The 20,825-nt window shown below is 41.8% G+C and carries 15 protein-coding genes and 1 pseudogene; 5 read left to right on the plus strand and 11 right to left on the minus strand.

Going from position 1 to position 20,825, the window contains the following annotated elements; all coding sequences use genetic code 11:
• The first annotated feature begins 197 nt into the window (after positions 1-197).
• Positions 198-2,711 carry a hypothetical protein gene (locus ACFPZG_RS03895; protein ID WP_283732777.1) on the plus strand — a complete coding sequence of 838 codons (2,514 nt, stop codon included), beginning with the start codon at positions 198-200 and terminating at the stop codon, positions 2,709-2,711.
• Between the two features lie 166 nt (positions 2,712-2,877).
• Positions 2,878-3,489 (plus strand): hypothetical protein, encoded by a 612-nt coding sequence (locus ACFPZG_RS03900; protein WP_317940263.1) that lies wholly within the window; start codon positions 2,878-2,880, stop codon positions 3,487-3,489.
• A gap of 165 nt (positions 3,490-3,654) precedes the next feature.
• On the opposite strand, the gene ACFPZG_RS03905 is transcribed toward ACFPZG_RS03900, so the two are convergent.
• From ACFPZG_RS03905 to ACFPZG_RS03930, 6 genes are all read right to left on the minus strand, one after another.
• Positions 3,655-8,010 carry a S8 family serine peptidase gene (locus ACFPZG_RS03905; protein WP_317940264.1) on the minus strand — a complete coding sequence of 1,452 codons (4,356 nt, stop codon included), beginning with the start codon at positions 8,008-8,010 and terminating at the stop codon, positions 3,655-3,657.
• Between the two features lie 136 nt (positions 8,011-8,146).
• Positions 8,147-8,689 (minus strand): signal peptidase I, encoded by a 543-nt coding sequence (gene lepB, locus ACFPZG_RS03910; RefSeq protein WP_283732779.1) that lies wholly within the window; start codon positions 8,687-8,689, stop codon positions 8,147-8,149.
• A complete protein-coding gene (locus ACFPZG_RS03915; protein ID WP_283732780.1) occupies positions 8,686-9,357 on the minus strand; it encodes a hypothetical protein in 672 nt (223 codons plus the stop codon). Before ACFPZG_RS03915 ends, lepB begins: the two co-directional genes overlap by 4 nt.
• 60 nt (positions 9,358-9,417) lie before the next feature.
• Complete coding sequence (locus tag ACFPZG_RS03920) at positions 9,418-10,191, minus strand: hypothetical protein (protein WP_283732781.1); 774 nt, start codon at positions 10,189-10,191, stop codon at positions 9,418-9,420.
• A 2-nt stretch (positions 10,192-10,193) separates the two neighbouring features.
• The gene (locus ACFPZG_RS03925) at positions 10,194-10,688 is read right to left on the minus strand and encodes a hypothetical protein (protein ID WP_317940265.1); all 495 of its coding nucleotides are present in this window, start codon (positions 10,686-10,688) and stop codon (positions 10,194-10,196) included.
• Between the two features lie 301 nt (positions 10,689-10,989).
• Positions 10,990-11,637, minus strand: a complete 648-nt coding sequence (locus tag ACFPZG_RS03930; RefSeq protein ID WP_283732783.1) for a response regulator — start codon at positions 11,635-11,637, stop codon at positions 10,990-10,992.
• Positions 11,638-12,375: 738 nt separating this feature from the next.
• Here ACFPZG_RS03930 and ACFPZG_RS03935 point away from each other — a divergent pair.
• Positions 12,376-13,446: pseudogene (locus ACFPZG_RS03935) on the plus strand (class I adenylate-forming enzyme family protein); the annotation flags it as partial.
• Between the two features lie 123 nt (positions 13,447-13,569).
• Positions 13,570-13,878: a class I adenylate-forming enzyme family protein gene (locus ACFPZG_RS03940; protein ID WP_317940419.1), complete on the plus strand. Its 309-nt coding sequence runs from the start codon at positions 13,570-13,572 to the stop codon at positions 13,876-13,878.
• Between the two features lie 155 nt (positions 13,879-14,033).
• Here the strand turns inward: ACFPZG_RS03940 and ACFPZG_RS03945 are convergent, their stop codons facing one another.
• The 4 genes from ACFPZG_RS03945 to ACFPZG_RS03960 form a co-directional block, all read right to left on the minus strand.
• Positions 14,034-15,323 carry a CitMHS family transporter gene (locus ACFPZG_RS03945; RefSeq protein WP_317940266.1) on the minus strand — a complete coding sequence of 430 codons (1,290 nt, stop codon included), beginning with the start codon at positions 15,321-15,323 and terminating at the stop codon, positions 14,034-14,036.
• A gap of 23 nt (positions 15,324-15,346) precedes the next feature.
• Positions 15,347-15,658: an AtuA-related protein gene (locus ACFPZG_RS03950; protein WP_283732784.1), complete on the minus strand. Its 312-nt coding sequence runs from the start codon at positions 15,656-15,658 to the stop codon at positions 15,347-15,349.
• Complete coding sequence (locus ACFPZG_RS03955; RefSeq protein ID WP_283732785.1) at positions 15,639-16,976, minus strand: acyclic terpene utilization AtuA family protein; 1,338 nt, start codon at positions 16,974-16,976, stop codon at positions 15,639-15,641. Before ACFPZG_RS03955 ends, ACFPZG_RS03950 begins: the two co-directional genes overlap by 20 nt.
• A 207-nt stretch (positions 16,977-17,183) precedes the next feature.
• A complete protein-coding gene (locus ACFPZG_RS03960; protein ID WP_317940267.1) occupies positions 17,184-18,557 on the minus strand; it encodes a sigma-54 interaction domain-containing protein in 1,374 nt (457 codons plus the stop codon).
• 221 nt (positions 18,558-18,778) lie between these two features.
• On the opposite strand from ACFPZG_RS03960, the gene ACFPZG_RS03965 reads away from it, so the two are divergent.
• Positions 18,779-19,063: a phospholipase gene (locus tag ACFPZG_RS03965; protein WP_317940268.1), complete on the plus strand. Its 285-nt coding sequence runs from the start codon at positions 18,779-18,781 to the stop codon at positions 19,061-19,063.
• A gap of 385 nt (positions 19,064-19,448) precedes the next feature.
• On the opposite strand, the gene ACFPZG_RS03970 is transcribed toward ACFPZG_RS03965, so the two are convergent.
• Positions 19,449-20,810: an IS1096 element passenger TnpR family protein gene (locus ACFPZG_RS03970; protein WP_317940269.1), complete on the minus strand. Its 1,362-nt coding sequence runs from the start codon at positions 20,808-20,810 to the stop codon at positions 19,449-19,451.
• Positions 20,811-20,825 lie beyond the last annotated feature (15 nt).

Consider the following 20,825-nt stretch of genomic DNA (forward strand, 5'->3'; position numbering starts at 1 on the left):
TGATGCGAAACATTAATATTGCAGCGCATTTACGTTGCGATACATAACAACGCCATCCCTTTTAAAAAGACACTCTTATTCCACTTTTCATAAAAAGATATCATTGAACACCTTTAATCTTAGGAATATACTATTATATATAAATAATAAATCAAAAGTCATGTTATTGACTCTTTTGATTTGAAAGGTGTGTCGAAATGGAAGAATTCATTGTCATGCAAAGACCTATCAGCTTTTCTCCAGAGGAAATACTATTTCACGAATTACGTTCGCAATACGAACAGTTGGCGATGGAGTACGCGGACAAATTTGAAAAGGATTATGCTCAATTCAAAACGATTGAAAATGTAGTTCAACATTCAATGGATACTGCGATGAACTATATGGCGGAGGTAGCTGAATTTACAGCTGATCTGCTTCGGGATTGGAAGATCTACACGGTTGATGAAGAAATTTTTTTCAAGCACTACATATCAATTGATAATTTATTGGATGGCTATGATTTTGTCTGCGGTGAGTATGAAAAAATCATTGATAACGCCAAGGAGTTGAATGCGTACCGGACGGCTCGCAGGGAATATCGCGGCAGAATTTCCGGTGGTGGTTTTGGCCTGGAAGGGGCAGTCAAAGGAATGGCTACGGCCGGTGCACTGAACTTGGCAACGGGTGTGCTACATGGCACATTTAATATCATTGGAAGCATCGGTTCTGCCATGGCGAATAGTGTTAAAAAGGGCAAGCTTTATAAGAATCCCGAGTTATGCAATTCTTTAGTCAATGGCCTGTACATAGATATTCTTGATTTATACAAACCAGTTATTCAGATTATCAATGAAGAATTAGGATATGGTCTGAAGGAAGAATTTACAGAACTCGATTACCAACGTAAAAAAGGGTTGTTATCCAATATTGAGCGGATTTCTTCGGAGGAAGAACAAAAATCAGTTCTTATTGATTTATTGAAAATTGATCCGACTGACTTTGAAATCTATTTAAAAGTCCTTTCGATTACGGGAGATCCTGACGGTAGTTTAGGGAAAATGGCCGATAACTTCGGAGTGCCGCTTTTTAATTATAAGATGAATCAACTTTTTGATATCGTCGAGCAAGCGGATATCGAAGACGAAGAAGACGCCGAATTTATTAAACAAAAGATTTTACAACACTCTTTTACTTTCGGAATAGACGAGGAAAAATTGGAACCCATCTACAAGGAGTTAGAGAACAGAATCGAGAAATTTAAAAGGCTCGACTTTGACTATCTTATCGAAGCCGAGGCTGGAGAAGTCGCTCATTCATCAAGTGATGTTAGGGAGATTATCCACGAATTAATGGAAAGCCTTCCAACTGCACAGCGAGAATTATCACTTCTATTCGACGAAGCGATTACCAAATGTTCAAACGCTCTATCTCATTTGACAGAAAACGGACTTGAACAGGGTGAATGGGGGATTTTCCAAATGGATGACAGCCCATTTGGAAACGGTAAAGGCGGGATTTTATTGACGAATCGCCACCTTTATTACAAAAATACCTTTAGCAAACCAAAGCAGATACTATTAGGTTCTATCGAAAAAATCACAAACAGCAAAGATGAAATCATCATCAATGATCATGATAAAATCCAGATTGTATCTATTAAACGAGACACGTTATCTAACTACGTCAGTTTCCTTATCAAAGTAGTTGCTCTCATTTCCAAAACGTATAATATTCGCGAAGAGCAATCGGCATCGGATCAATACGCCGCCATCAAGAAAAGAATCATTTCGATCAAGGAAAAGAAAGTGCGTGAAAAGCTTTTCCTACCGAATGAAAATCCGAAGGCCTATGCAAATGCTATCCATGAATATGTAACACTTAGTCAGAACGAAGAAATTCTTATTCTTTTTGACGACACAATCTGGAGTACCGCAAAAAAAGGATTTGCAATAACCAATCATCGCCTGCATCTTAACTTAAAGGAAAATAACCGCTCTTTCCCATTGACAGCTATTGAAGAGGTCGGCTGCAGAGGCGAGTCCCACAACAAACATATCGTCTTATTAATGAGCAACGGAGAAGAGGTTATATGCAAACCAAGCATTTTGGAAGCTGTTTATTGGGATGACTTACTTGAACCAATTGCAGATGCAATCTTTGATTTATCAGATATGATTAACGATGAACCTGAGAATATCGAATTAATGGAACCAACTGAAACGGAAACTAATGAAGAAATAGGCTATGAAGAGACGGTAATAGACACACGCGAAGAATCCGTTTTGGAGACAATAGCTCATACAGCAACTATTGTTGAAAAACCGATAAAAACAAAAAACTTCGCAAAAAAGGTTGAAGGATTCTATCAATCTTTAAATAAAAACATAGAGGGGTACTTCTACCCTTGCGACAGAGACGATACCAAATCACAAAAAAGGCTCAAAGGAGCTTTAGGCTCGTATGCCAAACTTTCAACGGAAGAAACACCTTATCTACTTTTCGATAATACGGCATTCGGAAGTGCCAAAGACGGTTTCCTACTGTCTAATGAAGCCATCTACTATCACAATATGTGGAGCAACAGTGGTCGAATCGCCTACGCAGACATTGAAGACATCGAATTTAAAGGAAATCTTTACATCAATGGCAATGAAATTCAACTTGAATTAATCGGTAAGAAGTATCGCCCTGAATTAGTCGATCAACTGAAACAGCTTATTTTAGGTTAATCAAAAACCGAGCCCTTCTGACAGTCAAAGACGCTATTTTGTTCGAATTTGAACGAAATAGCGTCTTTTCTGTTTGTATACTTACTCAATTGCACTATTAATCCGAAAAGTATGTTCATCCTTCTGCCTCAATGTTAAAATAAAGATTGGAAAAGGGGGATTTAATTTGAAAAAACAACTAGTATTCATGGCTGCCCTGCTTGCTTTCGTTTTTGTTCTCAGCGGCTGCTCATCGGACAATAAAACGGTAGATAAAAAAACGGCCGAAGCAATTGACATATCCGAGTACTTTCCGTCTATTGGCATGACGCGGGAGTATATCCATTACGATACGGAAGGACAAACGGTAGAATCAATTGAAACAGTGAACGTATCGACCGACTCTGAGGGTAATGATTCAGTATACATCCATGAAAAAGGCGGAGTGACTACCGAAACAATCAAGGAATACATAGTTAGCAGCGAAGAAGTTAAACTCGTCTACCTCATCAATACGTTAGGGAATAACGAGACAGCTGTCGTCGAACTTGCGAACAAACCGAAATGGGACAAGAACGATGCCAACAAATCCGTCGGTATGATGACTGCGACTGGCTTAACAATGGAAGTCCCAGCTGGGAAGTATAATGAAGTAATTGAAATCACAAGCGTTATCCCAGAAGATAAAGAGGGAAAAACAATCCATTATTATGCACCGGGAGTCGGCCTTATTAAGACCGTATTCAGCTTTAAAGACACAAAGGACTTCATTTTTAACGAGTTAAAATCTGCGAACTGATTGTAAAGGTACCTGCGCGCGACACATTTATGACAATTCAACATAGTGAATATTAATTCAAAAAGAAGCCGATCGGTCATTGACCAGATCGGCTTCTTCACTATTTTTTATGCAATTGTAGTGCATAATCTGAATCGTTTCATGCACAGGTACCTTTACAATGCATCATTGCACGTTGATATACAATTTACCATTCGCAAATGCTCTTGTTTCGTTACCGTAAATGTCTTTCACTTTTACTTCGATGCGAGCGCCTGCTGCGACTACGCCAGATGGTACAGTCCAGTAGCCTACATAGTGGCCAGGGCTGACTTCTCTGATTGGTAACTCAAGCGCGTTTTCACTGCTCAACCCAAGATTTGTTAGTGGCATGTGGATTGAGAATGTGGCAGCTAATCCTGCTTCGCTATCAAACTCGATTTTTACAGTTTGGCCAACCCCTACATGAAGATCTGATGCCGGAGTAAGGTTAGAAATCTCAAGTTCAGAGAATTTCGCAAAAACAGTTACAGATTTTGTTTCTTCGTTACCTGCAGCGTCTTTCGCGACTACAGTGATGACGTTCTCACCTTCGTCAAGAAGAATACGCGTTGAGTAAGTTCCATTCGCAGCAACATTTGCCTTCTGTCCGTTGACAGTTACGGTGCTAAGGTTGGCGTCGGAAACTTTACCGGTAACAGTTGCTACTTCACTTTTCGTGTTTGTGCCAGTTCTTGGGCTTGTAATCGACAATACTGGTTTCACAGTATCCAACACAAATGTAACTTGTGCGGATTCACCTGTCACTCTACCATTCAGTGAAGAAACAGCCGTGAATACGTTTTGACCTTCAGTCATAACAATTGGGAATGCAAATGCGCCATCTTCGCCAACTGTGACGGATCCAACATTATTACCATTGTTCTTCAATGTGATTGTTGTTGTTGGAGATGCTTTACCTTCAACTACAACATTTGCATTGTTTGTTACTGCGCCAGGAGTCGTGATTACCGGTCCATCGACTTCATAGTTTACACGTGCACGGATCATGTAGTTTCCTTCGTCAGCAGGTGCTGGAGCCCAAACGCCGCCAACATACTCATAGCTTCTCTTAGCATTCGGACCGTTTTCATCCGTCGCCAATCCTGGTGAAGCCGTGTTGATATGAGTCTGAATGTAAACCATGTAGAAATCACCGTCAACCGCGATGTTATGTTCTGTCAAGTCAACGACAGTCCACCCGCCATCCCGTTTAGCATTCGCATCGATTGGGCCTGCAAGTTTTTTGCCTGGCGCTCCATTTGTTCCTTTTGCATCCCAAACTTCAACTGCAAATTTCGTTCCGCCTGGTACTGGCCATTCTGAAGTCCAGAAACGGAAAATACCTTCAGAGACGATCGCGGAATTCTTGCCTTCCGGAAGGGACATCTTAACTGCCCAGCCATTTCCAGCGTCATAAAATGCACGAGCATTTTCAGCCGTACCATCGTCATACGCTATTTCTCCACCAGGATATGTGAAGAAAGGATCCAAGATAATATCTTTGACAATCCCGTTAGGTCCGATTGTAATAGACTCCTCTTTACTATGGAATCCATTTGCAATCACTTTCATCGTATATTCACCGGAATACGCTGTGATTGAATAGCTTCCGTCAGCGTTTGATACGACAGGAGTAATATTCGCATCTTCAAGAAGCATGATAACTGCTCCTTCAACCGGAATTCCTGCAGCATCTGTGATTTTACCACTTGCCGTCCCTTTTGGATTTTCTTCCAATGTGAAATTGGCAGTAGTTGTTCCATTATCTGTGATTGTGACAGTTTGTGCCGTAGATTGGAATCCATACGCTTCTGCTTTCACAGTGTATGTGCCTGCGCCAAGTGTCATTGTGTACGAACCGTCTGCCGGATTTGTATTGACAGTACGATTGTTTTCAAGAACAGTCACTTTCGCACCGAGTGGCAATGCAGAAAGGTTATTTCCGTTCATGTCCACAAACGGAGCTGCAACTTCCTCTTTCGTCAAATCAATCACAAGATCTTTTGGATCCATTGGTTTTTCAGTTGCTTCTTTTTCTTTCTCCATTTCAAGTTCAGCATCCGTCAATTTCGCTGGTTTCGGCATGCCGATTGATGTTTTCGCTGGTTGTGCAACATCAGTTAACGCGACATCATCGAGATACCAACCTTGTTTTCCTACACTTCCATCGGAAAATGCATTGAATCCGAGATAGACGCGTTGTCCGCTATATTCAGACAAGTCGACTTGTACGTCAACCCAACCATCTGAAGAGCCATCAACTTTCAGTAGACGCGTCCAGTTTTCACGATCTGTGGAAATTACAATATGGCCGTAATCCCAAGTCGTTCCAAGTGTAGACTTCTCAAACTCATGCCAATGTTTAAACTGTAGATATGCATTTCCTTCAGGTAAATCAACCGGAGGCATAACCAATGTTGCGTTCATGTTATTCAAGTAGAGACCAGATAGATTCGTAGCGTATACCTTTTCACCAGAAGCCGCATTGTTTGGCCCTGATGTAGGAATACCCCACTCCCATGTATCATTTGCTCCAAATGATGCCCAACCGACTGGATTTGTTTCAAAGTCTTCGAAATAGCCAACTGTGATTCCTTGCTTCACAGCAACTATATACTCTTCAGTTGTCACTTCATTATTACCGAAGTCATTCATTGTCCATTTGTATGTGAATGCGTTGCCAGCGATTTTATCACCAGAAACCGATACACCATACACACCGGACTTATAGTCTCCGGATTTACGTGTAGCTTCCATCGTTTGCCAAGCTCCATCTGCGTCTTGGTATTGGAAAGTAACAGAAGAAACACTGATGTTATCGCTCACTTTGATTGTTAAATCAAGGTCCATACCCGCATATGTCTCAAGAGGCGCTGAGTGCTCATACACTGGTGCTTCAGTATCTTCACCGTGTTGAGTAACTTGGCCGCTAAGTGTTCCAAGTCCACTAGCAATTGTTGAAACTGCTGCATACGCATCAACAAGACCGTGTCCATATCCGTTATTAGGAACTGTTGGATATTGACTATCTGTTAACGGAACCGCAGTACTGAGTAAGATCTGTTCCATTTCATCGACAGTGATTGTAGCATTCGCTTGGCGAAGCAAAGCCGCAACCCCTGCGACAGCTGGACCAGACATCGAAGTTCCATTCCATCCACCTTCATAACCGCTACCCGGTACAGAGGAGCGAATGTTTACCCCTGGAGCAATGATATCAGGCTTAACTTCTCCATATGGCGAAGGTCCGCGCAAAGAGAAACTCGCTACCTTGTTGTTGATATCTGTTGCACCAGTTGCAAACGATTCAGGATAGTTTGCTGGTACTGCAATTGATCCAGGTCCACCCGGATTCGTTAATGTTGTATTTCCTGCAGAGAACTCAGGGAAAATTTCCGCGTTTCTCCAGTTAATAACTACGTCACGATACCACTCGTCAAGACCGCGACCACCGCCCCATGAGTTATTAACAACATCTGGAGCAAGATCGACACGAACGTTTCCATCTCGATCATGTGGCGCTAAAATCCACTGTGCTGCAGCTAGTAAAATAGCGTCTGATGTACTGCCAGCCGCATCGAATACTTTAACCGCAATCCACTTCGCCCCTGGAGCAACACCAATTTGGTTGGAACCGTTCGGCTCGCTTCCGACCATTGTTCCAGTAACGTGTGTTCCATGCCCATGGTCATCATAAGATGCTTCGCGAGCTGCACGAGTAGCATCAAAGAAGTTGTACACATGGTTTACTTGACCCGTAGAAGAATCATAGCCACGATATTTTTCTTTCAATGCTGGGTGATCCCATTGAACACCTGTGTCAAGACTTGCAACGACTGTTCCAGAACCGTCAATTCCCATTGCCCACACGTCTGGCGCATTCACTCGCTCAACGTTCCATTCAACGTTTGCAAGGCCGGATGCTGGTGCAACCGCATTTTCGGTTTTCGTTGCTGTGTATAGTTCGCGCGTTTCGTTCGGAAGGATTTTTTCAACTTCAGGGAAACTAGCGATCTTCTCGGCAATTTCCTTCGTTGCTGTAACAGCCATACCGTTTACAATATAGTAGGAGGTAATGTCTTTTACTTCTCCTGTCGAGAGGAGACCTTCCAAGAATTCTTTAACGTTTGCTTGCGCTTCTAGTGAAGTTGCTTTTAGCTCGGAAACTACTGCAGACCTCACCATCAACTCTGTTGTCACTGCGGAAAGACTAGCTTTATTTGCATCTTGTCTAGCCTGTTTTGCTACTTTCGTTGTATCTGCTTGCTCATTGAATTTAACTAAGAATGTAACTGTTTCTTCGTCCTTAAAGATTTGATTTAAGTCATTGCTAACTTTTGATGTAGCGTTAACAGCAGAGTCTTTGAACGACTGATGTAGTTTGTTCTGTTGCTCCGCCGTTGCCATTCCTGGTGTTAAAATAGAAAACACCATAAGGAGTGCCGTTACAATACTAAAAATTCGCATCTGACTTCGACCACGTTTTTTCCTCAATTTCATTCCTCCTTTTTTTATAAAGAACGCATTTCTTTACTGCAAAAGGTTTAATCGTACCCCTCCTTCCAACATTCGGGTTTTTATGGCATACATTTGATTTATCTTGTTGTTTCATTCACCATACAAATTTGGGTAACAATTATTTAAAACCAAGTGGATAAAGAGAGAAAACCAATTCCCCTTTAATTCGCTCTTTTGGTAGGAAACCGAATTCGCTATTTCTACTATCCAAACTCTCACCAGGAGTCCGGTTGTCTCCCATGACAAAGTAGGAGTTCTCCGCGACTTTAACTAATTCCATATCGTTCGGAAAACCGGTGGAATAAACTTCTTTCACTTTGTCGCCATTCACATAAACGACCCCATCAACAATCTCAACAGTGTCATTCGGTAAAGCGATTATCCGTTTAATGGCATCAAAACCATGTACATCACGAAATTGAACGATATCATCTATGTCAGGAGTGAAAAACACATTATTCGTCACAATAATATCCTTGTTTCCGAGTGTAGGAGCCATTGAGTTCCCGCTAATGACCGTAATGCCAATTGCATATCGGAATACAAGAAAAAGCCCAATGATGAGCAAAATGAATTTCACCCAACTGAGTACACTATCCTGAGACTTCTTCTTATCTTTCGTAGCTTCAATTGTTTTTGCTGTCAGTTCATTTACATTCATTTCGCATCACGTTTCCTCTCATCAAATTCAGGGGTTGTGTTAGGATCTACAGGGACTGGATTCGGATCAGAATCTGACCCTGTTTCCGGATTTGGGTCTGGGTTCGGGTCTGAATCTGGATCTGGATCTGGATCCTGTTCGGGATCTGGTTCTGTTTCAGGTTCCGGCTCTTCCCCCGGCTCTTCCTCTTCCGGAGATTCAGGCTCCTCAATTGGTGTTTGACCTATATTCCCCTCATTCACTACACGGTTCATTTCATTGACTGCAGATTGGAAAATACTATCCAATTCATCTCTTACACTATTTTCATTTTCCAAGTTATCGTTTACGAATCCATTTATTAATTCGTCGGCGTAACGTCGCAATTCGCTTGTTCGCCTTTCCTTTTCCTCCATTGTGAAAGCTTGAAGTCGTTCATTTGCCATTTGTATTTCCGAATGCAGCTCTTCTTTTAAGCGTCCCGTTTGAATCTCATGTTCCAAATCAATTGCTTCCTTGATTTCATCAAGTACGTGCCCCCTTTGTGTATCAAACCAATTCATCAACAATGATTGGATATCTTGATTCGCAAATGTGATTGATACACCACTTCCAATGATTCCGATTAAAAGAAGAGCTCCAATTAGAAACTTACATTTTTGTAAACTACTTCTTCTTTTTTGATCCACAGCACACCCTCCAAATATAATAGTAGGGCCAGCGTTGGGCAGGCCCTATTTAGCTATAAATTAGTCATTGATATCCGAAAGTAGCGCATCCATTGCAGCTTTCGCTTCATTTTCAAGTTCCAATGCTTTTGCTTCTATTAAAGCTTCTTGTTCCGCCACTAATCCATCCAAAATATCGGCAACTTGATTAAAGACTTCATTGACTTTAAAATCGACTGCAGTTTTCAAGTTCGCAACCGTAATTGTCTTTTCACTTTCAACTTCCGCCATAATTGCGGCCTTAGCAGCTACAATTGCCTCTTCAAGTCCAGTAAGTGCCTCAGCTTTAACAGCATCCAATTGCGTTGTCAATTCTTCGATTGCCGCAGCTCCCGTATCACCCGCGAATGCAGTCATATCATCAGAAGCGATTTGGGTAGCCTCGTTCCCAGCAGCTTGGATTTGCAGCCATCCTTCCTGGTACACATTATTAAAAGCAAGATCCATTCCCGCCAAAATCTCATTTTCCGCCTCCCCCAATGAGCTAATATGGGAGTCTCTTGCGCTTTGAATCGCGGCGGATGCTTTGCCAATTTCACGATCCTTTGTAAAATCGACATCAAATTCTGCTCCAGCTCTCAGACCTTCAAACATTTCATCCAAACTACCAAACTCTTCAGCAGAATACTGGTCCGCTTCTTGGGCAACTGAGGCTTGCGCACCATTAAAAACGCCGCTATACCAAGATTTCAACGCTCCACCAGCATCCGTGTTGGCAAACGCAAGACCCACCCCAGATAGCAATCCAACCGAAATTGTTCCTGCAACGATTTTCTTTTTAAATGTCATCTTCATGTTTAATTGTCCCCCTCAGTTTTGTTATGATTATTTTCAAGCTTCACATCACTAGTGATTCCGTCAAAACCATACTCGGAAAGAAGTTCTGATAAAATGTCAAATGTACGACGATCGATCTCCATTTGCCTTTTTTTCATCTCTTTTTCAATTTCAATAAGATCTTTTTCCATAAGAGACTCTTTTGTTTCATTCAACTGCTGAAGATGGTTGTTTTTATAATTTTTGATATCGTGATTTGCATCCTCGGAGGCATTAAGAACGTAATCCACAAGTCGACTTTCCATTCTTTTAAGCAGCTGCTCTTGATAGGTGTTTACGGATGTCTCGAATGTTGTAAGAGAAATATTCATCTCTTCACTTAATTGATTGGAAAGTAAATGGAATTGATGCCTATACCAGTCCGAAAAAGTCGTTCCTTGCGTGGATTGGGCATATATCGAAGTGCCCATTAAAAGAAGACAACACATTACAATTAAAAATACAATCCTTCTCATAATCACCTACCCCCTACTATTTTCGGAGAAGCACCTTTCATTTCGCTGAACGAACGTTGTGTTTGGAAAAGATACACTTTTCCATCTATTCCTAAGTATAAAAGCGAGGCTGTTTCTTCTCGCCCCCATTCCGTCTACTTTTCCCACTATTCTTTTGATACATCGTGTTATTCATTGTGGTAAGACGACCTACCACCTTAGTCTCCATTGGTATACAAAAGTGTAATGAGGAGCGGTAATTTAAAGTGAAAAATGCCAGACCCTTTTAAAACAGGATCTGGCATTGTAATTCAATATTTAATTAAGGTCCAGTAACAGTGTAACGAACTAATCCTTTCGCATTTGCATATAAAGCCGCCTGGGTTCGATCCCCAAGATTCAACTTCGCTAATACTTGGCTAACATGCTTTTTCACAGTGTACTCTGTTACTGATAACACTTCCGAGATTTCTTTATTCGATAGACCTTTACCAAGTTCTATCAACACTTCTGTTTCCTTAGGGGTCAGCGTTTCAAATTCCCCTCTTGTTAAATAGGAGCTTGGGGATTTCAAAATAACCTCAAGAATTCTTTGATCATAATAGTTTCTGCCATTACGAATCATTCGCAAGGCATGTACCAATTCTTCAAGCACTGATTCCTTCAATAAAAACCCGGAAACCCCCAACCTCTTCGCCTGCCTAAAGTTTTCCTCATTTGGCGAAGAGGACAATACGATAAATTTGCATACCACGCCTTGGCTTTTCGCCTCGGCAATCAAGTCCAATCCGCATTCGCCGCCTAAATATAGGTCCACAATCGCTATGTCGGGTTTCTTGGACCTTAAGATGGCCAACGCTTCCTTACGATTCGAAGCCTCCCCTACAATATTCAGCCCTTCTTCACCAACTAAAACTGAAAAAAGTCCTTTTCTTATTAACGGGTGATCATCGACAAGTATCACATTCATATAACGACAACCTCTCTCTTATCATTTTTCAGGATGATTTCTATTGTTTATCGTCGTTGAAAAACTATAATAATAGCTTCCGTCACTTTTTTGCGGGACGGTTTTGAACGGTTATCAACTTGCACGTGACTGTTTGGAGAAAAATAGTGAGTAGTAAGTGGAATTATTTCAAGGAATGAGGTAATTTCTGAGGTGTAATGTGGTTTTGGGTATAAAAACCATCTTCTTCCTCTATTGTAATGAAGTGTAGAAAAACTGGCAATATAGGTTTCTAACTATTTAAATTATTCATTCTTTATAACTGTTTTCATAACCTACCACTGATTCCTATTTCCCTTTCCACTAAAAAAAAATACTTATTATGCCTCATCCCCCACCACCTACTCACGGCATATCCGTCCCGTCAACTCATGAAAGTGGCTGTACGTGGCGATTTTATAAGTAATTAAAGAAAAAGAGTAAATATAGTAGGTCTTTGGTTGCAGAAAGGGATTATGAAGGTACCTGTGCACAACACATTTATGACAATTCAAGAAAAGCTATAATCATACAAAACGAAGCCAATCAAACAGCGATATTATTGACTTCCTTATTGTTTTTTTATGCAATTGTAGTGCATAGTCGGAATGGTTTCCGGCACAGGTACCAATATAATTGAATATTTAATATTGAACTTGTAATCAGAAATGTCTGTTGATAATATTAAAGAAAGGGAATAGTTGACGAGGGGGAATCGAAATGTTCATAGTGGATGTCTTGCTGAAGCACGCAAAAGAAACGCCGGATAAAGTATACACTTCCTTTAACGGGCGGGAGTGGACGTATGGGGAATTTGTTGGGAAGGCGGAAAAGATTGCAGCCTATTTGCAACGTCAAGGGTATGAAAAAGGGGATATTATTGCGCTTTATTCAATGAACTCCGATCTGTTTCTCGCCTGTTATTTTGGTGTGAAACTTGGTGGATTTACAGTGATGCCTGTCAATACGAAGCTTGCCGCGCGTGAAGTTGAGTATATTTTCAACCATTCAGAAGCGAAGGCTCTTTTATTCGACAAACGTCTAAAGGACGTCATTGAAAAAACGACTCATCCATTTAAAGAAAAGCTCTCAATCGGGGAAGGCGGGGATATCGACAAACTGCTTGGGGAAGAAACGGGTGCTTTTGAATATCCCGACTTCAACGGAGACGATACCGCGGTTGTCATGTACACATCAGGCACGACCGGGAAACCAAAAGGCGTCATGTTGACACATCAAAACATTATTTCAACTGGGTAAATTTGGGCGGAGGCAATGTCGATCACTTCCGTTGACCGCATGCTGATCTCCACCCCCCTTTTCCACTGTGCGGCGTGCCATGTATTCATGGTTCCGGTCACTTATAAAGGTGGGACGATAATTATTGAGGAAGCCTTTTCTCCGAAAGGCACGTTGGAGTTGCTACAAAAGTCCAACCCAACCATGTTCTTCGGCGTCCCTGCCATGTATACAATCATCTTGAATTTGCCGAACATCCGAGAATTAGAACTGCCATCGCTTCGCTTATTCGGTTACGGCGCCGCACCAATGCCTTACGAAATGGTCAAGAAGCTAAAAGACACTTTCCCGAATGTGAAGGTTCAAAACCTATACGGACAAACGGAAAATTCACCAGCGGCTTCAACTTTGAAAGACGATTTGGCACTTGAGAAAATTGGCTCTGTCGGCGAAGCTCTGCCGCAAACCGAGATCCAGGTTGTAGACGAATTCGGGGCTCCACTGCCTATCGGCGCAGTTGGTGAAATTGTCATGCGCGGACCGCAAGTGATGAAAGGCTATTTACGGGACGAAGAAGAGACAAAACGAACTGTCAGAAACGGCTGGCTCTACACGGGCGATTTAGGGAAATTGGACGAAGAAGGGCTTCTTTATATCGTTGACCGCAAAAAAGATATGATCATACGCGGTGGCGAAAATGTCTATCCTGTAGAAGTCGAAGAAGTGCTCTTCCAGATCCCATCCCTACTCGAAGCAACAGTCGTCGGTGTCCCACATGAAGTATTAGGGGAAGTCCCTAAAGCATACGTCGTCATAAAAGAAAACCATACCCTAACGGAGGACGAAATAAAGGAATACTGTATGAACAATCTTGCCAAATTCAAAGTCCCGATGGAAGTGGAGTTTTTAGATGAATTACCTCGGAATGCGTCGGGTAAGGTGTTGAAGCATGTATTGCGATCGCAGGTTCATGCAAATAGTTAATTCGAAAACACCCCATCTATGGTCTGATGACCTTGGTTGGGGTGTTTTATTGATATGCGCGGGTTACGTTATGATGCAAGCGAATTTAACATGAACAAACGCAAAAGATTCGCTTGACTTCTCATTTTAGTATACTACGGAATAACCGATAAAAATTATATAATCACGCCTGTAATAATCGCCACAATCGTCATGACAATTGTTGTCCCGAATGCCCACTTAAATACAAATTTCTGATGATCAGCTAATTCAACACCCGCTAATCCAATCAATAAAAAAGTTGATGCTGTCAAAGGACTTAACGGGAAGCCAGTTGTCATCTGTCCCAAGATAGCCGCACTGCCGACATGCGTAGGAAGTACACCATATGCAGCCGCTGTTTCACTAATAATTGGCAACACCCCGAAATAATAAGCATCCGGCGTGAACAGCAAACTGAGAGGCATGCCCGTAACTGCTACGATAATTCCCATCATGCCCCCAGCACCATCAGGAATTACATTAACTAGGGAATTCGCCATTTCCGTGATCATACCTGTACCCGATAGGATACCTGTGAAGATACCAGCTGCGAAAATAATCGAAACAACTGTGATCATACCAACGGCTTGGCTTTTCACTTGTTCCATTTGATCATCAGGTCTAGGATAATTGACGATTACCGCAACCGCGAATGCAATCATGAATATGATTGGAAGTGGTAGCCACACTTTTACAAGTGCGACGATGGTTATAATCGTCAATATCAAATTGAACCAAAACAACTTAGGTCTTCGCATTGCTCTTTCTTCATCGGACAGCTCCGTTTGAAGGTCATACTCGATATCCGCAACGCCAATTCTTTTCTTTTCCTTCCTTCCAATCCAAAATGATACTAAAAGTACCCAAACGATTCCCGCGACCATTGCCGGGATGACCGGATTGAATATTTCGCTCGTATCGACATTAAGTGCTGTTGCAGCACGTGCAGTCGGTCCGCCCCATGGAAGAAGATTCATGACCCCAGCACCAAGTGCCACGACACCGGCCAATACAATCCGACTCATTCCTAATTTATCGTAAAGTGGCAACAAGGCTGGAATAGCAATAAGGAATGTTGAAGCCCCAGATCCATCCAAATGTGCAAGCATCGCAATAATCGCTGTTCCGACAACAATCTTTTGAGGATCTCCCTTTACCACACGCAACACACGTGAAATAACAGGATCGAACAGGCCAGCATTATTCATCACGCCGAAGAAGAGAATCGCAAAACCAAGCATTATTCCTGTTGGAGCAACACCTTTTACTCCGTCTAACATAAATTCCCCCATTTGCGCGCCGAATCCCCCAATTAAGGCGAACACAATCGGAACGACGATTAACGATACAATAACTGACACTCGTTTCGTCAAAATCAAAGCCAAGAACACAAAAATTGTTAAGAAACCTAATAACGCTAACATACATTTTCCCCCTTAAGTTTGACCTACAAATCTACTTCCATTTCTAATAGTGCATAACTCAATGTCTTTCCATGTGTATCCACTCCAAGCGACGTCGTAACACCACCAAGAAGAGCACCTTGGCATACAAACTGCAAAGCCGATATATTTGGCATCTCGTATCGGGTCACTTCGCCTGTTACAATGTGATTCAAATGGCTTTTAACCCGATCCGCCGTCACATATTCTCGCAGGTCTTCGTACATTTCTTCATCAAAAGGAATGAGCGAAAGCATGAGAACATCGCCTTTATCTCCTGCTCGACTGTGCGCTATTTCATACAGTTTCCTTGCCATTTGACCTCACCTCCATAACCTTAATGTCCGACTTGATTACCTTCCTTGGCACCATAGTCGAGACAATCCCGATCACTTCATTCACATATTTACGCGCTCCTCCGCCCCCAGCAGGTCCATTTGTATAGAGGGCTTCAACCTCTTCACCAATCCTCCTCGCTTTATCTTCCTCAAAAGTTTTTCCTGCAACACGTAGACGAACTTCATATGGAGTCCCCTTATAGTCAAAAGAACCACGATGTGCAGAAATAGCCCCTATGTAATCAACTTTAAAATCCTCATAGTTTTCCGAAATGCGTTCTTTTACGATAGAACCCGCCAGTTCAGCACGACCATAGGCGTTCTCACCAGCGTAAGTGATTTCCCCTTCACCTATAAAACCGGCATCAAACCCAACGCTTACTTTCAACTCGGATGGTCTTTCCTTCCCTTTTCCACCAGTTAATAAAATACGATCCTCGCCATCCTCCTTTAAGTTGACTGTTGTAAAATCCGCAACAACGTCTGGCGTAATATAGGATGATGGATCCATTACTTCATACAATAGCTGTTCTTTTACCGTGCGAAGTGTAAGCGACCCTCCAGTTCCCGGAACTTTCGTCAATAAAGCTGAACCATCGGACTGAATTTCAGCTATCGGGAAACCAAGATAAGCAAGTCCACTAACGTCTTTCTTTCCTGGATCAGCAAAGTATCCACCTGTCAATTGGCCGGCGCATTCAAGCAAGTGACCGATAACCGTCCCTTTTGCCATCAAATCATAATCATCCACAGACCAACCAAAATGATGGATCATTGGTGCCAAAAATAGTGAAGGGTCGGCAACTCTTCCAGTGATAATCACATCGGCACCCGTTTCAATAGCCGGAACAATCGAAGATACACCCATATAGGCATTCGCAGAAAGTATGGAAGCGGTTTCAAAAAGTTCTGGATTGAACGACAGCGAACCTTGATTTTCCAATATGTACGGTAACACATCATCTCCCGTAACAGCTGCCACTTTCACCTTCAATCCTAATTCTTCCGCTATTTCAATAATTTTGTGTGCACCTCCTATCGGGTTGGCCGCCCCCATATTCGTCACTAAGCGAACTTTGTTTTTCAGTAATGTTGGTAATAAAGAGCGAAGCCGCTTTTCAAGCAATGGGTCATACCCTAACATCGCATCTGCTTTTTTCCGTTTTTGCGCAAGCGCGATAGTCCGTTCCGCCAAGCACTCCAAAACCAAGTAATCAATCTTACCTTTTTCGGCAAGTTCAACTGCTGGTTCAAGACGATCACCGGAAAATCCAGCTCCCGACCCAATACGTAACATGCAATCACCTCGTTGATTAAATTCTATTTCTCCTGCTATTTTATCAAAAAGAAAAGAAGAAATACCTGTAAATCTGGCATTTCTTCTTCTAATAAGCTGGAATGAAATGTGTACTCACAAAAGCTTTTCCACTTCAAACTTATTGATACTATTGTGATTCTAAGTTGTTAGAATATAGTTTTCTGCTATTACAAATAATTAGAATCGTCATTTAATATTATATTTCTTCATTTTATTATACAATGTGGCAAGTGAAATCCCTAACAAATCCGCAACTTCTTGTCGCTCCCCTACCGTTGGTCCACACGATTGAAGCGAGGTTTCAAGAATTTGTTTCTCAGCAACTTCGACAGCTTCATGCAATGGAAGGATCCCCTTTTCTTCATTCAATAAAGTATGTTGTTTTTGCATAAAATCGGGGAAATGCCGAATTGAGATTCGTTCATTTTCATCAACCAAGCACTTCGCGTAATCTAAGACATTTCGAAGCTCTCTTATATTCCCCGGCCAATCGTATTGCGTTAAGAACTTCAAAACATTCTCTTCTACCTCAAATCTATCCGCTAATAAAGATTGTGCAATGAGGGGAATTTCCTTTTTCCGTTCGCGTAGTGGCGGAATTTGAAGATCAATGGTATTCAAGCGATACAATAAATCGTTTCGAAAAAGCCCCTTAGTTATTAGTTGTTGCAAGTCCCGATGAGTCGAGGCAATAATTCGCACATCTACCCTACGCTCTTCAACCTCACCAACTCGCCTGATTGCTCCTTCCTGCAAAACACGTAACAATTTTGCTTGAACATCGAGTGAAAGATCTCCTATTTCATCTAAAAATAACGTCCCACCATCTGCCATTTCAAATAGACCCGCTTTACCGATTACCGGTTTACTATAAAGCACACCTTCAAAATGGCCAAACAATTCATTTTCAATCAAATCCGAAGGGATCGCTGAGCAATTCACAGCTATGAAAGGCTTGTCTGAACGCAGGCTTGCATGATGGATTGCATGTGCAAACAATTCCTTTCCCGTCCCGCTCTCCCCCCCGATCAGTACAGGCAAATCAGTAGCTGCCGTTTTCTTTGCAATTGAAACGATGTCCTGCATGTTGGACTCGGCCCTGATGATATCATCAAATGTATACCTTACCCTATGTAATGCGCTCATCCGCTCCTGCAATTCTTTCACTTTTTGCCGTTGCTTCTCAAGTTCCAGCGTAAGCAGCTGAACCTCATTCAAACTCTTACAAACCGAGACTGCCCCCACAATCTCATCATTAACCACGACAGGCGCCATATCAACAACGTATTCTCGATCATGCGTCTTCCGATAAACACCAACCTGGCTCTTTCCACTCGCAAGCGTTTCTGGCAACCTCGCACCCGGACGATACGAAACCAAAGGCTTCCCAATTATATCCGGCGTCACACCCGTGATCCTTGTATATTCCGGATTAATAGTCCTTACTATCCCGGCTTGGTCAATCACAAGCACTCCATCATTCATCGACTCAACAATCGCTTTCCACCATTCAACTGTCCCCTCGATTGTAACCATCCCCTTATTCACATTCAAAACCATACCATTCTACTATTATAGTACACTAAATCAAGTTGGAATTAGATTAGATTTGAGTTGATAGGGAAGATAAAAATTGACTTCGTCCTGATACAATCCAATTTTCATTGTGCTACAAAAACACAATAAACTCTTTTATTCTCCCTCCACCCCTACACAGGTACTTTAAGCCTATTCGAATAAAATATAGTAAGAGAATTTTATAGGGAGGGGAGGGTTATATTATGGAACGTAGACGATTTCGGAGCCCAAGATTCTGTGTGTTTCCGGGATATAATTGGTGCGGTCCGGGGTGTAGTGGTCCGGGTGCCCCAGTAAATGCAGTGGATGCGGCATGTAAAGCTCACGACTTATGCTATCTTTCGTACAAAAGTCGTTGTGAATGTGATATAGAATTTCTTGATCGCCTGGAACAATACATTAACCTAAATAACTTGGAAGGCCGGCACGCGAGGATGCTTTACCGCTATATGCTTGCCCAATCTAAATTCAATTGTTGGTGGTCCTAATTTCAAACCCCCGGTCGAATATTCAACCGGGGGCGTAGACTACTTTTATCGTGTATAAGAAAGGACAGCAGATGGGAATTTTCGTAGAACTTTCAGAGCTTCAACTTTTGTCGCAAACTCGAACATCCTAAAACTTTTTTGTTCAAAAACAGTAAGTACCCACATGATGCATTCTCCTTTTGTTTTGGTTTTGTTTGGCGAATCGCCTTCCTATTTCATATGGTACTACCTTTAAACCAAAACAACAGACAAGAATTACAGTTTTCACAAATCAGTCATGGACGAAGCGCTTACATTTGTCAAACGCGTGACTTCATTGTGCGATTCGGAAAATGGAGCACATAATCATCCCCTGTGCTTAACCCCTAACAATTCACAACTCCATTCAATTCCCACAACACTTCTTGTATTTCCTACCACTCCCACAAGGGCAAGGTTCGTTGCGCCCTATTTTATATCCACTAGGAAGTGGCCTAAGATTAGACTTTTCCAGTTGAAATAGTTCATTAGGAGTGTGTCCACGATTTTCCCAGAGTCGGGTAGTGTTGGCAATTTCCGTAACACAGTGTAAATAGGAGTTGATCTGAGCCATATCTTTTAGCCCCAATCTACTTGCAAATGCTTGAAATACAGAAAGGACATTTGAAAAAGTAACGGATAATTCTCCCACTAGATTTTCTATTTCACTATTAATTTTCCTTGCCGGAAAACCGTCCTTCATCATCAATTGCCCAAGCCCTAACTGCTGTGGAGTCTGTTCAAAATATGCATCCTTAACGTATTTAAGGAGCTTGTCCTTTTCGGGAACATAAAACGGCTTCCCTTTTATTTCCCCTGACAATGGTGCTTCATCCACATAATCCATAGCTTCATGATAAAAATTCAAACCTTCCACATGCACATGCCGATTTTTCAACAACTCAATAGTCGTAAGGTCAGTTACCATTGCCTTCATCATTTCACTCGAAATTACCGATTCATTTTGCCCATTATAAATCTCCCGCACTTTTTCTTGAGGGACGACTCCATATAAGTTCGTACAAGCAACAATATAATCAAGAATCAGATCTCTGGACGAAAGTTCCACTTGTTTTAATTGCTTAGGTCCGCGATATTTATCCGACTTCACATTATAATTATCATGGTCAATAAGGTCCCACTCGGTTTTCTTGTACTTTACATATTTTAAAATATTATTAAGGGCATCAATATCAAAAGGCTTATAGTATTGCGCCTCAGCCCACTCGTGGATAGCCAAATAATCTGGATGTTTCGGGTCATGGTAGATATCTAAAAATCCGATATACCCCTGCGGCCCCCCAACATCTTCAGGAGGAGCTGTTCCCTCTCCGGCAAGAACAGTCGGATAACCGAAATAGTAATCCTCAACGACCTCCTCAAGTTCTACGCTGATACGCCAGTCATCTCCCGAATCATATCGATACAAGAATTCTCCATTCTCCTCCAAATACGTATCGATTTTCAAATGGGAAGGTCGTTTAAGCTTCAAGCCATTAAACTCTTTCTTATATTCTTCATGTGTAAAAGGGTTATTTGTAATGAAAAGCCCATCTACTTCTATATCGAAATAATGATACGGCTCATCAATAAACCTACTTTGAAAGTTCGTGACGTATTGAATCATTTCATGTAGCCGATTAAACGTTGCTCCCGCAGGAAGGATTATCCTTCTCCAAATTGGCGGGTCGATATCTTCAAATGTCAGTTTTACAATATATGCTTTCATCGTTACACCTCGGCT

The organism is Sporosarcina thermotolerans (assembly GCF_042658975.1).
Classification (GTDB): Bacteria; Bacillota; Bacilli; order Bacillales_A; family Planococcaceae; genus Sporosarcina; species Sporosarcina thermotolerans.

Excerpts from the sequence above, each read along its gene's own strand:
- ACFPZG_RS03895 (WP_283732777.1), top strand. The coding sequence starts at position 198 with ATGGAAGAATTCATTGTCATGCAAAGACCTATCAGCTTTTCTCCAGAG.
- ACFPZG_RS03905 (WP_317940264.1), bottom strand. The coding sequence starts at position 8,010 with ATGAAATTGAGGAAAAAACGTGGTCGAAGTCAGATGCGAATTTTTAGT.
- lepB (WP_283732779.1), bottom strand. The coding sequence starts at position 8,689 with ATGAATGTAAATGAACTGACAGCAAAAACAATTGAAGCTACGAAAGAT.
- ACFPZG_RS03920 (WP_283732781.1), bottom strand. The coding sequence starts at position 10,191 with ATGAAGATGACATTTAAAAAGAAAATCGTTGCAGGAACAATTTCGGTT.
- ACFPZG_RS03925 (WP_317940265.1), bottom strand. The coding sequence starts at position 10,688 with ATGAGAAGGATTGTATTTTTAATTGTAATGTGTTGTCTTCTTTTAATG.
- ACFPZG_RS03930 (WP_283732783.1), bottom strand. The coding sequence starts at position 11,637 with ATGAATGTGATACTTGTCGATGATCACCCGTTAATAAGAAAAGGACTT.
- ACFPZG_RS03940 (WP_317940419.1), top strand. The coding sequence starts at position 13,570 with ATGATCATACGCGGTGGCGAAAATGTCTATCCTGTAGAAGTCGAAGAA.
- ACFPZG_RS03945 (WP_317940266.1), bottom strand. The coding sequence starts at position 15,323 with ATGTTAGCGTTATTAGGTTTCTTAACAATTTTTGTGTTCTTGGCTTTG.
- ACFPZG_RS03950 (WP_283732784.1), bottom strand. The coding sequence starts at position 15,658 with ATGGCAAGGAAACTGTATGAAATAGCGCACAGTCGAGCAGGAGATAAA.
- ACFPZG_RS03955 (WP_283732785.1), bottom strand. The coding sequence starts at position 16,976 with ATGTTACGTATTGGGTCGGGAGCTGGATTTTCCGGTGATCGTCTTGAA.
- ACFPZG_RS03960 (WP_317940267.1), bottom strand. The coding sequence starts at position 18,557 with ATGGTTTTGAATGTGAATAAGGGGATGGTTACAATCGAGGGGACAGTT.
- ACFPZG_RS03965 (WP_317940268.1), top strand. The coding sequence starts at position 18,779 with ATGGAACGTAGACGATTTCGGAGCCCAAGATTCTGTGTGTTTCCGGGA.
- ACFPZG_RS03970 (WP_317940269.1), bottom strand. The coding sequence starts at position 20,810 with ATGAAAGCATATATTGTAAAACTGACATTTGAAGATATCGACCCGCCA.